The following is a 14,805-nucleotide window of genomic DNA, read 5'->3' as shown; positions in this document are numbered from 1 at the left end:
GGAGGAATAAATAGGCATATACGGGATACAGAATAAGGGAACTCCATATCACCGCAGGAGTGAAATTATCCTTACTGGAGACAGTTGGCAAGCATCAATTGATATTTTTTTAAAAAATTCTATTGATGTCTAAATTTGATAAAATAAATCACCATGAACCGCTTTCGACGGTCATTCACTTGCCAGGGTTCGTAAATAGTCAGCCAGAACTAACGCGTGATTTTGAGTGGTGTTTTTTGCGGCATAAAGCAGTGTGACGGGCGTGTTATTACTGCGTTCGGCGAGTATTCGGGCGGTTTGCTGGTGCTCGGCCAATTCGGCGCGGTAACGCCGGGCGAACTCAGTGAAATCGATAGTTTCACTATGAAATTCGCTGCGCAATGCGCTGGAAGGCGTTAAGTCTTTCGCCCATTCATCATAGAGGAGGTCTGCCTTTTTAATCCCTCGTGGCCAAAGCTTATCGACCAGAACCCGATAGCCATCCTCTTTATCGGCCAGATCGTAGACGCGTTTACACTGGATCATGAGTTCACCTGCATTTCCTTGATACGGATAAGTATAGCAGAGAGAGAGGTGCTTTTTACCTGATAATCACATTATGAATTTCTCTTGCAAGTACTGACAAAGTTGCTTAGCCTGATGTTCCTTATGCTGTTTTGTTAATTATGCACATAAGGAATGCTCGCGATGACTGTACTTCCCCAGACTTCTCTCAATATTGTTTTAGTCGGTGATTATAACCCGGCGGTAATTGCCCATCAGGCCATTCCACAAGCCTTAACACAAAGCGCTGCCCGCCTCGGTATTGATATGCGCGGGCATTGGTTATCCACGACAGACGTGACATCTGCTAAAGACTTGGCGGGTTTTGATGCTATTTGGTGTGTACCTGCCAGCCCGTATCAAAGTGAGCAGGGGGCCTTATCAGCTATCCGTTATGCGCGTGAAAGTCTACGGCCATTTTTGGGAACTTGTGGTGGATTTCAGCATGCTATTCTGGAGTATGCGCGCAATGTTATGGGCTGGCAGGATGCCGGACATGCAGAGACGTCGACCGAAGGGCGAATGGTTATTTCTCCTCTGACCTGTTCTCTGGTGGAAAAGTCCGACACCATTATCTTGAAAGATAACTCAGTGACAGCGATGGCCTACGGTGAGACCCGTATTCATGAGGGATATCACTGTAATTACGGTATTGATACCCTGTTTGCCAGCGAACTGAATACCAGTCCGTTAACGCCAGTCGGCTGGGACCAGCAGGGGGATATTCGAGCCGTTGAATTGACCGGACATCCTTTCTTTGTTGCCACGTTATTTCAACATGAACGCCGGGCTCTCAATGGTCAGCCATCGCCGCTGGTTGACGCATTTTTGAAAGCGGCGAAGGAACAGCAGCAGTAAAATAGCGATTTGTAGCGAACCTTATCCAGGCGATGCCTGGATAAGGCGTTGGCCTGGACGCAGAAATCAATCACCGATATCAGTCGTGAATTTGAATAGGGCGTCCTGCATAGGCGCCAAAGATAGCCATCACAATCGCCAGTGCGGCGCACAACAGCAGTGGCCAAGACCAACTTCCAGAAAAGTCATGAATTTTACCCATTAAAGGGGGGCCGGCTGCTGCCAGTAAATAACCAATTGACTGTGCCATTCCTGAAAGCGCGGCTGCCTGATGGGCCGACCTCGTACGTAAAGCGATAAAAGAGAGTCCAAGGATCAGTGCGGCCCCGGAACCAAATCCCCCCAGAGCTATCCATAATATCGCCAGTTGGGGAAACCATACCATTCCGCATACTGCACTACACCAGAACAACGCCATCAGAATGGCAATGCCGCGCTGATCTTTCAGGCGGCTCAGGATAATGCCGACCACCAAACCCGGAACCGCTGTGGCCAGCTGTAATACACCATGCAGTGAACCAGCCTGCTGTTCACTATAACCAAAACTTATCAAGATAGAGGGTAACCAGCCCACCACAACATAGTAGATAAATGAGTTAATACCGAGAAATAGCGTGACCTGCCAGGCCAGTGCAGAAGACCAAATCCCCCGATTTTTTAAGGCTGGATTACCTGAAAGGGTGGCAGTCGTTCGGTTAGATAAATGAGGTAACCATAAAAGCATTGCCAGCAGTGGAAAAATCATCAGTGTCAGTAAGGAACCGGACCAGCCGAAACCATACAGCGCGATGGGCACCACCATCATGGAACCGATAGCTGCCGCAATCCCCATGGTTAAAGAATAAGCCCCGGTGAGTTTGGCAATACTCTCAGGATAGTCACGCTTTACCAGGCTGGGCAACAGGACATTACCTATTGCAATGCCGCAGCCGATAATCGCGGTGCCGAAATATAACCACACTGGATCACCGCCCGAACGTATAGCAATACCAAGACAAATCATAATCATCGCAGCAAATAAGGTCCATTCACTACCAAAGCGGCGAGAGATTCCGGCAACAAAAGGCGATACCAGGGCAAAAGCCAGAAGTGGGATGGTAGTTAGCAGGCCGATTTGGGCTGTGGTTAACGAAAAGCTGTCTCGCACCATATCCAGTAGTGGCGCAATACCGGTAAAAGGGGCTCGCAGTGTGCTGGCAATCATTAATATGCCAGCTAACATCACCAGTCGGTGCGTTTTACTCTCAGGAATTATTTTTTTCATGCTCATCATCCAAAATACTGAAATACAACGATACAGGTTTCATCTGAATAATGAATCAAGATAAAATGACAGATTATCGCTAAATTCGGACAATCTATGGAACGTGGCTTAAATCTTGATGGCTTTGATCCCGATAGCAGCCCGGCCGCTGCGATGGCTTTCAGAGTGCGGGCTGTGCAAACAAGTCAGGAGATCCCTTTCCATTATCACCGTAAAGGGCAGTTGATTCTGGCGCTGCATGGGGGAATAACCACTGAAGTACAACAGGCGATGTGGATGGTTCCGACCCATTATGCAGTATGGATCCCGAGTAATATGCCGCACAGTAACCGTGTTACCGCTAATGCCAGGCTCAGCTTTCTGTTTATCGAGCCGGGTTGTGCTGAGATGCCGGAGCAATGTTGTACGTTAAAAATTTCGCCCCTGGTGCGTGAACTGATTTTGCACCTCGCCAGCATACCCCATGAGCATATTAACGATTTGGCCGTACAACGCCTGATTCAGGTCCTGCTGGATGAATTACCAAAACAACCGGTAGAGCAGCTGGAATTGCCAATTTCCGGAAATGCCAGAATTCGCGAAATGGCGGACAGGATGGCACAGGATTTACAGGATAAACGGCCACTTTCAAGCTGGGCAGAGAAGTTTGCGATGAGTGAGCGTAATCTGGCCAGGCTTATCGTCAAAGAGACCGGGCTTAACTTTCGTCGCTGGCGTCAGCAGTTACAGTTGATTATTGCATTACGATTGCTGGTTGGAGGGCAGAATGTTCAGCAAGTGGCTGGGGCGCTCGGATATGACTCCACCACAGCCTTTATTACTATGTTTAAAAAAACGCTAGGAACCACCCCCGGGCGCTATCTTAAAGCATTGACTAACGACCAGGCTGAGTAAACGGCCCTTGTGGAAATGATGACTTTTTATATTCCGCCCGATAATGGTGCACCCGGAAATTATATGCACCATTATCGTTCAGGGTTAATCCGGCAGGAACAGGGAAGAGTCAATCATTTAGTTGCGAGTTTAAGTAACACCACGCCTGAAATAATCAAACCAGCAGCAATAACACGCATCATATTCAGTGCTTCACCAAACAACGTGACGCCGACAATAAAAGCACCTACTGCGCCAATGCCTACCCATACAGTATAGGCGGTACCCAGGGGTAATGATTTCATGGCATAAGCCAGAAGACCAAAGCTCATCAACATAAAAAATATCGTAATAACGCTCGGGATCAGGCGGGTAAAACCGTGAGACTCTTTCATGGCGCTGGCCCAGATGACTTCAAAAATACCGGCCAGAGTGAGATATAACCATGCCATCGTGACATCCTCTGTACCCGTCATACTTCAAGCTGCTTGGATGTTGCCTGCGTCCAGCCCGCCGAATCACAGAGTTTATCTGTGCTCATCGATGGGCTGAACTGGGCGCCTGCAAGCAACTCGAATTATTTTGGGTACATGATAATGAGGGTCGTCCCTCAAAAAATAAATCGAAGCACAACAGGTCGTCCTGCGTGGCGGGTTATCAATATCGCCCGTTTTTATAACATCGATGGCATTAATACGCCATCGCTTTGACTAAAAAACAGCCAGAAAAGGGCTTTAACTGGCTGAGATATTGTGGCTAGTCATGACTCTGAACTTGTTTTTGAAACAGTTCACGAAATACCGGATAAATATCGCTCTGTTCACGAATATGCTGCATAGCAAAGTTGTCGTAACTTTCTTGTAGTTTTTCATACTCCAGCCACAAGGACTGGTGGGCACGGCGCGTGATTTCGATATAACTGTAATAACGTACCGTTGGCAGGAGCGTTTTCACTAAAATCTCCCGGCACTGAGGAGAATCGTCTGCCCAGTTATCACCGTCAGAGGCCTGAGCGGCATAGATATTCCACTGAGCCGCGTCATAACGTTCTTTAACAATTTCAGCCATCAGTTTCAGGGCACTGGAGACAATGGTTCCCCCGGTCTCTTGTGAATAGAAAAATTCTTGTTCATCAACCTCTTTTGCCTGGGTATGGTGACGAATATAAACCACTTCAACGTTCTTATAACTCCGACTGAGAAACAGGTAGAGCAAAATATAGAACCGTTTAGCCATATCTTTAGTGGCCTGATCCATTGATCCGGACACATCCATCAAGCAAAACATAACGGCACGGCTGGAGGGTTCCGGACGTTTTTCATAGTTCTTGAAACGCAAATCAAAGGTATCAATAAAGGGTACCCTGGCAATTTTTTCGCGCAGTTCTGCAATATCCCGACGTAACTGTTCCTCTTCCAGTAATAGCGCGGGTTCACTGTGACTCAGGGTTTCCAGTTCGTCTTCCATTTCATGTAGCTGACGGCGTTTACCCGCAGTTAAGGCGGTACGGCGGGCAAGCGAGTTTTGCAATGAACGTACGACACTGATATTGGCGGGTACACCATTGGCGGTATAGCCAGAACGGTGCGTGCTGTATTCGGTTAGCTGGCGATAAGCATTCCGTTTCAGGTTGGGCAGCGCGAGATCTTCAAACAGCAGATCCAGATATTCGTCTTTGGAGATTTGAAAGACAAAATCCTCGCTGCCTTCACCGTCTTTACCGGCTTCACCCTGACCACTTCCACTGCCGCTGCCATCGTTACCTTGTGGGCGCGCGATACGGTCATTGGGGACAAAATGATCGTTTCCTGGATGTACACGATGACGTAAACCACCGCTTCCCTGATGGAACATGGGCTCGCTAATATTCTCTTTAGGGATAGTCACCGACTCGCCGCTATCGACATCGGTCACTGAACGCTTATTAATCGCTCCTGAAAGGGACTGTTTAATTTGTGCTTTGTAACGGCGCAAGAAACGCTGACGGTTTACCGCACTTTTGTTTTTTCCGTTGAGTCGCCGGTCTATAAAATAGGTCATAGTTCCCCCAAACGCCTTCTGTCAGGTTATCAGGCTGTCGCTGAACAGAGAACCCCAGACGGAACTGGCTCCGCCTGGGGTTTATTTATGAAGATTTACGTACCCGTAAATACCACTCGCATAACAGGCGAACCTGCTTGCGGGTGTAGCCTTTCTCCATCATTCGATGGACAAAATCATCATGTTTCTTTTGTTCATCAGTGGAGGTCTTGGCGTTAAAGGAGATAACGGGCAACAGTTCTTCAGTATTGGAGAACATTTTCTTTTCAATAACGGTGCGCAGTTTTTCGTAACTGGTCCAGTTAGGATTGCGACCGTTGTGATTCGCACGGGCGCGCAGGACAAAGTTAACGATTTCATTGCGGAAATCTTTCGGATTGCTGATACCGGCGGGCTTTTCAATTTTCTCCAGCTCAGCATTAAGTGATTCACGGTCGAACAACTGACCGGTATCCGGATCACGATACTCCTGATCCTGGATCCAGAAATCCGCGTAAGTGACGTAGCGGTCAAAAATATTCTGTCCGTACTCTGAATAGGACTCAAGGTAAGCTGTCTGGATCTCTTTGCCTATAAACTCGGCGTATTTCGGGATCAGATAACCTTTGAGGTACTCAAGGTATTTTTCCGCCAGTTCCTGCGGGAACTGCTCACGTTCAATTTGCTGTTCAAGGACATAGAACAGGTGTACCGGGTTAGCAGCGACCTCCGCGTGATCGAAGTTAAACACCCGGGAGAGAATTTTAAACGCGAAACGGGTGGAGAGTCCGTTCATTCCCTCATCGACCCCCGCATAGTCCCGGTATTCCTGGTAGGATTTTGCTTTCGGATCCGTGTCTTTTAAACTTTCGCCATCATAGACGCGCATCTTAGAGTAGATACTTGAGTTTTCAGGCGTTTTTAACCGTGATAAGACGGTGAAACGTGACAACGTTTCCAGGGTTCCCGGGGCGCAAGGTGCTTGGGTCAGCTCACTGTGTTGCAACAGTTTTTGATAAATTTTGATCTCTTCAGAAATACGCAGGCAATAAGGCACTTTGACAATATAGACACGGTCAAGGAAGGCCTCATTGTTTTTATTATTCCTGAATGTCACCCATTCAGACTCGTTCGAGTGTGCCAGAATAATGCCATTAAACGGCAGGGCAGAGATCCCCTCAGTCCCGTTATAGTTGCCTTCCTGGGTTGCGGTTAACAGAGGATGAAGCACCTTAATCGGTGCTTTGAACATCTCGACAAACTCCATGATCCCTTGGTTTGCACGGCATAAGGCGCCAGAATAACCGTATGCATCAGGGTCGTTCTGAGCAAAATGTTCCAGCTTACGAATATCAACTTTACCGACCAGGGCAGAGATATCTTGGTTATTTTCGTCACCGGGTTCTGTTTTCGCAATCGCGAGTTGTCCGAGAATCGAAGGCCAGACTTTGACGACTTTAAACTGGGTAATATCCCCGCCAAACTCTTTCAGGCGTTTCGCCGCCCAAGGGGACATAATCGTGCCAAGATAGCGGTGGGGAATACCGTACTCTTTGGTCAGAATATGGGCATCTTCCTGTGGGTTAAACAGGCAGAGAGGATGATCGTTGACTGGGCTGTGTTCGCCATTTGCGCTGAGCACGTAAATCGGGACATGTTGCATTAACGCTTTCAGGCGTTCTGCCAGTGAGGATTTACCGCCACCTACAGGCCCCAGCAAATAGAGAATTTGTTTTTTCTCTTCCAGCCCTTGGGCAGCATGTTTCAAATAAGAGACAATCTGTTCGATAGCATCTTCCATGCCATAAAAGGACTCAAATGCGGGATACCGGGCGACAACGCGATTAGAAAACAGACGTGATAAATAGGGGTCGGTTGCAGTATCAACCATTACAGGTTCACCGATAGCCTTCAGCAAACGTTCTGCAGCATTGGCGTACGCATTTTTATCCTGCCGGCAAAGAGCAAGATATTCTTGCAAGCTAAACTCTTCATCCTTGGCTGCTTCATAACGCTGGCGATAGTGATCGAATATATTCATAGTATGTCGTCCTTTCGTTTAGCACAGGTTAAAGAGCCGCTGGGGTCAGTCTTTGTGGCTCCCTGGAAGATGCATAAGAAATTAGAAGCAATACCTATGCCAGAGTGTTAACTGGCAATACTTGGTTCACCAAGCTTTTTACTATTCATCTATCTGTAATAAAGCGTAGATGGCATTTTCAAAACCTGCCTCCATGACCGTCCAATTTCAATGGTATATCAATAACTCATCATACGAATTTCACTCAACGGCTAACGAATTCCTGTGTTGCTATACTTCAAGTTACCAGGATGTTGCATTTGTTCAGCGAGCCGAGTCACAAAATTTATTGGTGCTTATTTTCTCACTGAATCTGTACTGCCAAGGTTTGCGAATGAGTGCCATACTTTAAGTGGTCAGGGGGTGTCGTTCAGAACAGTTCAGCGACGCATTTTCTGAAGTCCGTTTTCTCACCTTAGTGTAAAAAATTTGAGCTCGCTATAAGGGAAAGTTACACTAAGTTATCGCTAACTATGTAATTAAAGGAACGAATTAATTGTGAGCAAAGTTAAACTTCTTACATTAGGTGTGTTTATGGCCTCCTCGGTTTCTCTGGCTCACGCTGAAGGACCATGGTCAGTTGGCGCTGCTGCGCTGGTATCTCCAGATCCCTATCGCGGGCACCAGAATCGAGTTCATGCGGTGCCTTTAGTGGGCTATGAAGGCGAAAATTTCTATGTTCGTAGCCTGAACGCGGGCTACTACTTGTGGAATGACACCACCGACAAGCTTTCTGTTACCGCGTATTACAACCCGCTACATTATCGCCCGAAAGACAGCAACGATAATGACATGCGTGCCCTCGACAGACGTAAATCTACGGTCATGGCGGGTCTGGCTTATTCCCACTATACCAATTACGGGTTTCTTCGTACCGTACTGGCAGCGGATATCCTGAATAACAGCAACGGCATTACTTGGGATACCGCCTGGCTGTATCGCTACAATACCGGTGCGCTGACCTTGACCCCGGGTATTGGTATTGGCTGGAACAGCAAAAACCAGAACAAGTACTACTACGGTGTTTCGGGCAAAGAAGCCCAACGCAGCGGTATGCAATACTATAAGCCAGACAGCAGCTTCTCTCCTTATGTTGAACTGTCGGTTGATTATAAATTAACTCAGGACTGGACCGTCTTTGGTATGGGGCGCTATGTCAGACTGGCCAGCGAAATTACTGACAGTCCAATGACTAACGATCAGTGGACTGGGGTATTGCTGACCGGTATTACATACAGTTTCTAAACTGAATGCTGTGCTCCTTGCACCAAAGGGGAGCACACTGACTGTCTTGCGCACGACGCATTATTTATAGCCAGTAATAGCCGGGTGATTTTTCGGCCAACTGTATAGCGTTACCTTATTCAATAAATCGACATGTGATTTACGCTGGCAAAAGAGGTGATAATTTTTTACCCGCTTGTTTTTAATTAGTCAGAAACACAGGCAATAACAATCGGAGCAGAATAAGAACCATCAGCGGGGCTGGTATTTAACGCCCCCTGTCTGCGGTAAACTGATAGTTATTATCATCCTGCGATGACATCGTGTAGAATTGCCTGATTATTCACAACAGGCTTGCTGTCAGTATAAATTCAACGCTATTCGAAGCATTATCAACAAACAAACTTTGGCTGCTGTTAGCCGTCATTTCTTGAACACAGAAACTTCCCGGATTTTCCTTAATTTAAAGAACTATCTGTGTCATTCCTGTCGGCACACAGGACATATTTATACCCGTCATACTTCAAGTTGCTTGTTGCCTGCGTCCAGCCCGCCTACAAGCAACTCGAATTATTTTGGGTACAGATATAAATAATACAGAGATAAAGAACAGCAGCTGAGCTATTCCGAATAGCCTGGAGCTAATATTTTTCTCGTATACAAAGATGACCGATATAAAATCAAGTTGCTCTGGATACTGAGTGATTTAGGAGTAAGTTTAAAACTAAAAGAAGAGCTTATCTGACATGTATTAATTCCTTTTGAGGTTTAATCACACAATCCTTGTATGAAGCATCCCAATTTATCAATAGAAAATATCTTTCGTAATATTTTTATCGAATGACGTGAGGTGAATATAACTAACATACTCACGAGTAAGAAAATTTAATGGGTCAGAATAATTAAAGGTTTGGCGGTTAACAGGCTAAGTTAGATAAATCGTTGCGCATTAACGATAATCGCGATATTGCTTGATGGCGTGCAACTACGCCATCAAGCGTGATATCAGATTTTTTTCGTCAGACTGATGGTCTGCCCGAGTCGGCTGGGTTTACCTGCCGTCGCTGTTTGTGTTGCTGTAACGCAGGCAGTTTCAACGCAGACAAAGGTTTTATAACCCTCATCAGGAAGATCCGCCATCGATACCGACAGAGCGGGCCCCGGGTTCCAGGCAACCACATTGTGCTGATGGTGATGCACAACATGAATCGCACGTTTCAGTTGGCTGTCATGGATCACGCTGCACTCTTCAGGCTGCAGATAGACTCGGTCGGTACGATCCAAGAAGGTTTGTACTCCGTCAGCTAATTGCCCCTGCTGACCGCCCAGGACTTTATCCAGATAGTCCTGACCCAGTCCACTGACACTGACGTGATTAATATCACCGACGGTAAAATAGCTGTGCAGGGCAGCCGTATTTTCAAAATCACCGTGTGCTTCCAGCTCTATTTCACAGGTCTTAGCCAGTTTAAAGCGAGCATACAGCGTAAATTCATGCGGCCAGAGTTTCAGCGTTTCTTCGTTGCTCTTTAATTCAAATGTCAGTACCACGCTATCGGCATCTTCGTTATGTGCACTCAGAACCCAGGGCAGGTTGCGGGCAAAGCCATGAGAGGGGAGTGAGGATTCTTTTGCCGGACCAAACCATGGCCAACAAATGGGAACGCCGCCGCGTAAAGCAACACCTTTATGAAAGGGAGTATTGTCGCTGAGCCACAGTACTTGCTCGGCACCTGCAGGCTGCCAGGAGAGCAGATGAGCCCCTTGCAGTGCAATCGCAGCACGAACCTGGGCATGCTCAATAACAATGATTTCTAGCTGATCCTGCTGACGGATGGAAATTGCCGGGGTGATTTGTTCAATAACTGGCAGGGCAAAAATTTTAGCGATCATTCTCGTGACCTCACATTATCGAAAGCAAAAAAAAGGGCGACCTTAGTCGCCCCTTAATGGAAAGTGATTCATCACAACTTATTTAGAGACGTGAGCAATCAAATCCAGAACTTTATGAGAGTAACCTGTTTCGTTATCGTACCAGGAAACCAGTTTCACAAAGTGATCGTTCAGTGCGATACCTGCTTTAGCATCAAATACTGAAGTGCAAGTTTCACCGTTGAAGTCAGTAGAAACCACTTCATCTTCGGTATAACCCAGAACGCCTTTCATTGCGCCTTGAGAGGCTGCTTTCATCGCATTCTTGATGTCTTCGTAAGTGGCTGCTTTTTCCAGACGAACGGTCAGGTCAACAACAGAAACGTTAGGGGTTGGAACGCGGAACGCCATACCGGTCAGTTTACCGTTCAGCTCTGGCAGAACTTTACCTACTGCTTTAGCAGCACCGGTAGATGAAGGAATGATGTTCTGTGCTGCGCCACGACCGCCACGCCAGTCTTTGTGAGACGGGCCATCAACAGTTTTCTGAGTTGCAGTAGTTGCATGTACAGTGGTCATCAGAGCTTCAACGATGCCGAAGTTATCGTTGATAACTTTTGCCAGTGGAGCCAGGCAGTTAGTGGTGCAAGAAGCGTTAGAAACGATGTCCTGACCCTGGTATTTGTCAAAGTTAGCACCCTTAACAAACATTGGGGTGTCATCTTTAGATGGACCAGTCATAACCACTTTTTTCGCGCCAGCGGTGATGTGCTTACGAGCAGTTTCGTCGGTCAGGAACAGACCTGTTGCTTCAGCAACAACATCAACACCGATTTCATTCCACTTCAGGTTTGCTGGATCTCTTTCTGAAGTAACACGGATGGTTTTGCCGTTAACAACCAGATGGCCGTCTTTAACTTCCACAGTACCGTTGAAACGGCCATGTGTGGAGTCATACTTCAGCATATAAGCCATATACTCAGCGTCTAACAGATCGTTGATACCAACGATTTCGATGTCAGAACGCTCTTGAGCAGCACGGAAAACAATGCGACCGATACGGCCAAAACCATTGATACCTACTTTGATAGTCATATATTCCACCAGCTATTTATTCGTGAATAAAAGGTTGCCTGTAAAATTACAAAAACCTTACGCATCGTCAAGCGGAATCGTGTCAATCATTGGTACAAATCAATATATCGACCACGGATTGTACAACTTATCTCCACTCACCCCCGAATTGACGATCTTGATATGGAGGCATGACGGGGGATTTTAAACACAGGCTCCGCAAAACTTGCGACCTTCGTCTCGTTTTTGATTGCGTTAATAAATCACTGTCTAGTTTAGAGCAAAAACCCGCGTGGTGTTGTTAATTATTTGTTGTAATATAGTGCGAAAGGCATTCTGATTTACCCGCGCAAGAGATTGAGATTGAGCTATGTCCAACGCATTACCTCCTGATTTAAAAAAGAAAAACCTCACCGAAATGCAATATTACGTCACGCAAAAGCATGGCACAGAACCGCCATTTTCTGGACGATTATTGCATAACAAGCAGGGCGGGATGTATCACTGTCTGGTTTGCCGGGCTTCTTTGTTTCTTTCTGACACTAAATATGACTCAGGTTGTGGCTGGCCAAGTTTTTATCAGCCCGTTAACCTTGACGCTATCCGTTATATCAGCGACAAATCTTATGGTATGGAACGCGTTGAAATCCGCTGTGGTCACTGTGATGCTCACCTGGGGCATGTTTTTCCTGACGGGCCGCAGCCTACAGGAGAGCGTTATTGTGTGAATTCTGCGTCACTTAGCTTCACTGATGAACTGAACGGTAAACAGATTGATGGTTAATGAATCGATTCAGCAAATTATTCTACGACAAGGTGAAAAATGAACGATTTGGATGAAATGTTAGCGGCGATGACGCCAGAAATTTACCAGCGTCTGGCTACGGCTGTAGAGCTTGGAAAGTGGCCTGACGGTGTGGCACTGACCCCAGAACAAAAAGAGAATAGCCTGCAGTTAGTGATGTTATGGCAGTCGCGTCACAATAGCGAAGCACAGCACATGACCATCAATACCGAAGGCCAGATGGTCATGAAAAGTAAGCAGCAACTAAAAGCAGAGTGGGGGATTGGGGCTGAATCCATCGCAACTATCAAGTTGCACTGAGCCCCAGACAGTCAGCCACAGGGGATAGCATCGCAGTCCCCTGAAGTCCTTCTTTAGCGCACGGATTCAGCGCTAAACTCGCTTGATGTCATCAAACGGGCACCCGCGTGTTGCAAACTCTGCAAGGCCTGCTCGCTGTCTGTTGGCTGAAGGTTAACCCCACGACAACCATCGGTGATTACCGTGACGCGATATCCCAGTTTTAGCGCATCCAGCACGGTGTATTTCACACAATAATCTGTTGCCAGGCCCATAATCACCAGACTGCTGACGTGGTGCTGACGCAACCAGCCATCCAGACCTGTGTTATGGCGATGACCGTTATCAAAAAAGGCGCTGTAACTGTCAATATCCCGCTGGCAACCCTTCTGCGTGATATGGTCAACAGCAGCAATGTTCAGATGTGGATGAAATTCCGCACCATGACTTTGCTGGATACAATGATCGGGCCACCAGGTTTGTACCAGCCCGGCCAGGGTCCCTTGCTGAAACGGCTGGGTGTTCTGTACGCTGGCAAAACTGCCATGGTCTCGTGGATGCCAGTCTTGTGTCGCGATAATCTTGTTTCCCTGAGACTGAAAAAGTGCGATCAGCAGATTGGCGACACTCACCGTTTGTGAGCCTTCCGGAACTGCCAGCGAACCACCGGCGCAAAAATCATTCTGTAAGTCGACTAACAATAACGCTTGCTGTGACATAACAATACCTTAGTCATCGGGTGTTAATTCGCCGCGCAGGTTTTGTGACATCGCTGCGCGAATGGTAGAGACATCTTGTTGCTGGCTGAGCAAGTAGTGCAGCTTGGTCAGTGCGGCTTCGACAGTCATATCTGCACCGCTGATAACGCCGGCTTGTGCCAGGGCATTACCGGTGGCATAACCCCCCATATTTACTTTACCGGACATACACTGAGTGAGATTGATAACGATTATCCCGCGTGCACAGGCTTCTCGTAACTCATGAATAAACCCCCCCTGCTGAGGAGCGTTACCTACGCCATAAGATCGCAGAATTAATGCTTTAACCGGCTGGCGCAAAAAATTACTCACGACATCAGCGGACATGCCTGGATAAATAGTCACGACACCAATCGGCTGAGGGACTACGGTGTGAACGATTAACGGTCCCTGACCCTTGGGAGCAGGTGGCGTATTCAAACGGCGAATATGAATACCGGCTTCCAGTAACGGTGGCAGATTAGGGGAGCTGAACGCATCAAAGCCGTCAGCATGGGCTTTGGTAGAACGGTTACCGCGATAGAGTCGATTATTAAAGAACAGACTGACTTCGTTTATCGGGTAGTTCGCGGCAATATACAGTGAGTTAAGCAGATTGATCTGCCCGTCTGAGCGCAGTTCCGCCAGGGGTATTTGTGACCCTGTCACAATTACCGGTTTTCCTAAATTTTCCAGCATAAACGAAAGCGCAGAAGCCGTGAATGCCATGGTGTCAGTACCATGCAGAATCACGAAGCCATCATAGGCATCGTAATTCGCGGCGATATCGTCAGCGATATGTTGCCAGTCTGCCGGGGTCATATCTGAAGAGTCCATCAGTGGCTGATATTCGTGAATAGTGAAATCAGGCATTTCCGGTCGATGGAACTCTGGCATTTGGGCCAGTTGCTGCTGAAGATGGCCGGAAACCGGGATGTAGCCTTGGGTTGAGCGCTGCATGCCGATAGTACCGCCGGTATAGGCAACATAAATAGATTTCTTTTGCATAAACATCGCTCAGTCGGTGTGGTAGTCAGAAGGGGCAGAGTATAAGGCCGTGGCAGGAAAAAAAAAGTCTGTCAGTGGCTGAAACAGTTGATTGGTTGAATTAGAAACGATAGTGACTTCACAAAGGAGACAAAACATCCAGAATACGCGCAGTGCGCCATGCTCTGCA

The 14,805-nt window shown here is 47.2% G+C and carries 14 protein-coding genes; 5 read left to right on the top strand and 9 right to left on the bottom strand.

Annotated elements, in window-relative coordinates; all coding sequences use genetic code 11:
* Positions 1-171 precede the first annotated feature (171 nt).
* Complete coding sequence (locus tag Q1A40_RS00555) at positions 172-525, bottom strand: DUF488 domain-containing protein (protein WP_299996402.1); 354 nt, start codon at positions 523-525, stop codon at positions 172-174.
* Positions 526-687: 162 nt separating this feature from the next.
* Here Q1A40_RS00555 and Q1A40_RS00550 point away from each other — a divergent pair, with 162 nt between their 5' ends.
* A complete protein-coding gene (locus tag Q1A40_RS00550) occupies positions 688-1,401 on the top strand; it encodes a CTP synthase (protein ID WP_299996400.1) in 714 nt (237 codons plus the stop codon).
* A gap of 79 nt (positions 1,402-1,480) precedes the next feature.
* On the opposite strand, the gene Q1A40_RS00545 is transcribed toward Q1A40_RS00550, so the two are convergent.
* Positions 1,481-2,665 carry a CynX/NimT family MFS transporter gene (locus Q1A40_RS00545; RefSeq protein ID WP_299996398.1) on the bottom strand — a complete coding sequence of 395 codons (1,185 nt, stop codon included), beginning with the start codon at positions 2,663-2,665 and terminating at the stop codon, positions 1,481-1,483.
* A gap of 96 nt (positions 2,666-2,761) precedes the next feature.
* On the opposite strand from Q1A40_RS00545, the gene Q1A40_RS00540 reads away from it, so the two are divergent.
* Positions 2,762-3,559, top strand: coding sequence for a helix-turn-helix domain-containing protein (locus tag Q1A40_RS00540; protein ID WP_299996396.1), 798 nt, complete (start codon positions 2,762-2,764; stop codon positions 3,557-3,559).
* A 113-nt stretch (positions 3,560-3,672) separates the two neighbouring features.
* On the opposite strand, the gene sugE is transcribed toward Q1A40_RS00540, so the two are convergent.
* From sugE to yeaG, 3 genes are all read right to left on the bottom strand, one after another.
* Positions 3,673-3,990 carry a quaternary ammonium compound efflux SMR transporter SugE gene (gene sugE / locus Q1A40_RS00535; RefSeq protein ID WP_299997806.1) on the bottom strand — a complete coding sequence of 106 codons (318 nt, stop codon included), beginning with the start codon at positions 3,988-3,990 and terminating at the stop codon, positions 3,673-3,675.
* A gap of 304 nt (positions 3,991-4,294) precedes the next feature.
* On the bottom strand, positions 4,295-5,578 hold the full coding sequence (locus tag Q1A40_RS00530; RefSeq protein WP_299996393.1) for a YeaH/YhbH family protein: 1,284 nt from the start codon (positions 5,576-5,578) through the stop codon (positions 4,295-4,297).
* A gap of 85 nt (positions 5,579-5,663) precedes the next feature.
* Entirely contained in the window at positions 5,664-7,598 is a 1,935-nt protein-coding gene (gene yeaG / locus Q1A40_RS00525; RefSeq protein WP_299996390.1) for a protein kinase YeaG, read from the bottom strand.
* 537 nt (positions 7,599-8,135) lie between these two features.
* Between yeaG and Q1A40_RS00520 the strand changes: the two genes are divergently transcribed.
* Positions 8,136-8,882 carry a MipA/OmpV family protein gene (locus Q1A40_RS00520; protein ID WP_299996387.1) on the top strand — a complete coding sequence of 249 codons (747 nt, stop codon included), beginning with the start codon at positions 8,136-8,138 and terminating at the stop codon, positions 8,880-8,882.
* Positions 8,883-9,866: 984 nt separating this feature from the next.
* Here the strand turns inward: Q1A40_RS00520 and Q1A40_RS00515 are convergent.
* On the bottom strand, positions 9,867-10,754 hold the full coding sequence (locus Q1A40_RS00515; protein ID WP_299996385.1) for a D-hexose-6-phosphate mutarotase: 888 nt from the start codon (positions 10,752-10,754) through the stop codon (positions 9,867-9,869).
* Positions 10,755-10,832: 78 nt separating this feature from the next.
* Positions 10,833-11,828: a glyceraldehyde-3-phosphate dehydrogenase gene (gene gapA, locus Q1A40_RS00510; RefSeq protein ID WP_299996382.1), complete on the bottom strand. Its 996-nt coding sequence runs from the start codon at positions 11,826-11,828 to the stop codon at positions 10,833-10,835.
* Between the two features lie 349 nt (positions 11,829-12,177).
* On the opposite strand from gapA, the gene msrB reads away from it, so the two are divergent.
* Together msrB and Q1A40_RS00500 are read left to right on the top strand one after the other, a co-directional pair.
* A complete protein-coding gene (gene msrB / locus Q1A40_RS00505) occupies positions 12,178-12,591 on the top strand; it encodes a peptide-methionine (R)-S-oxide reductase MsrB (protein WP_299996379.1) in 414 nt (137 codons plus the stop codon).
* A 39-nt stretch (positions 12,592-12,630) separates the two neighbouring features.
* Entirely contained in the window at positions 12,631-12,912 is a 282-nt protein-coding gene (locus Q1A40_RS00500; RefSeq protein WP_299996376.1) for a DUF1315 family protein, read from the top strand.
* A gap of 53 nt (positions 12,913-12,965) precedes the next feature.
* Here Q1A40_RS00500 and pncA read toward each other — a convergent pair whose 3' ends face one another.
* Both pncA and ansA read right to left on the bottom strand, forming a co-directional pair.
* A complete protein-coding gene (gene pncA / locus Q1A40_RS00495) occupies positions 12,966-13,610 on the bottom strand; it encodes a bifunctional nicotinamidase/pyrazinamidase (protein WP_299996373.1) in 645 nt (214 codons plus the stop codon).
* Between the two features lie 9 nt (positions 13,611-13,619).
* On the bottom strand, positions 13,620-14,636 hold the full coding sequence (gene ansA / locus Q1A40_RS00490) for an asparaginase (RefSeq protein ID WP_299996370.1): 1,017 nt from the start codon (positions 14,634-14,636) through the stop codon (positions 13,620-13,622).
* Between the last annotated feature and the right edge of the window lie 169 nt (positions 14,637-14,805).

The organism is uncultured Cedecea sp., from assembly GCF_947498825.1.
Classification (GTDB): Bacteria; Pseudomonadota; Gammaproteobacteria; order Enterobacterales; family Enterobacteriaceae; genus JGM124.
This window is presented reverse-complemented; position numbering and strand designations above follow the sequence as displayed.

What these genes read in the sequence shown, in the direction of transcription:
- Q1A40_RS00555 (WP_299996402.1), bottom strand. Translation starts at nt 525, where the DNA reads ATGATCCAGTGTAAACGCGTCTACGATCTGGCCGATAAAGAGGATGGC.
- ansA (WP_299996370.1), bottom strand. Translation starts at nt 14,636, where the DNA reads ATGCAAAAGAAATCTATTTATGTTGCCTATACCGGCGGTACTATCGGC.
- msrB (WP_299996379.1), top strand. Translation starts at nt 12,178, where the DNA reads ATGTCCAACGCATTACCTCCTGATTTAAAAAAGAAAAACCTCACCGAA.
- Q1A40_RS00500 (WP_299996376.1), top strand. Translation starts at nt 12,631, where the DNA reads ATGAACGATTTGGATGAAATGTTAGCGGCGATGACGCCAGAAATTTAC.
- Q1A40_RS00530 (WP_299996393.1), bottom strand. Translation starts at nt 5,578, where the DNA reads ATGACCTATTTTATAGACCGGCGACTCAACGGAAAAAACAAAAGTGCG.
- sugE (WP_299997806.1), bottom strand. Translation starts at nt 3,990, where the DNA reads ATGGCATGGTTATATCTCACTCTGGCCGGTATTTTTGAAGTCATCTGG.
- Q1A40_RS00550 (WP_299996400.1), top strand. Translation starts at nt 688, where the DNA reads ATGACTGTACTTCCCCAGACTTCTCTCAATATTGTTTTAGTCGGTGAT.
- Q1A40_RS00540 (WP_299996396.1), top strand. Translation starts at nt 2,762, where the DNA reads ATGGAACGTGGCTTAAATCTTGATGGCTTTGATCCCGATAGCAGCCCG.
- pncA (WP_299996373.1), bottom strand. Translation starts at nt 13,610, where the DNA reads ATGTCACAGCAAGCGTTATTGTTAGTCGACTTACAGAATGATTTTTGC.
- gapA (WP_299996382.1), bottom strand. Translation starts at nt 11,828, where the DNA reads ATGACTATCAAAGTAGGTATCAATGGTTTTGGCCGTATCGGTCGCATT.
- Q1A40_RS00545 (WP_299996398.1), bottom strand. Translation starts at nt 2,665, where the DNA reads ATGAAAAAAATAATTCCTGAGAGTAAAACGCACCGACTGGTGATGTTA.
- Q1A40_RS00515 (WP_299996385.1), bottom strand. Translation starts at nt 10,754, where the DNA reads ATGATCGCTAAAATTTTTGCCCTGCCAGTTATTGAACAAATCACCCCG.
- yeaG (WP_299996390.1), bottom strand. Translation starts at nt 7,598, where the DNA reads ATGAATATATTCGATCACTATCGCCAGCGTTATGAAGCAGCCAAGGAT.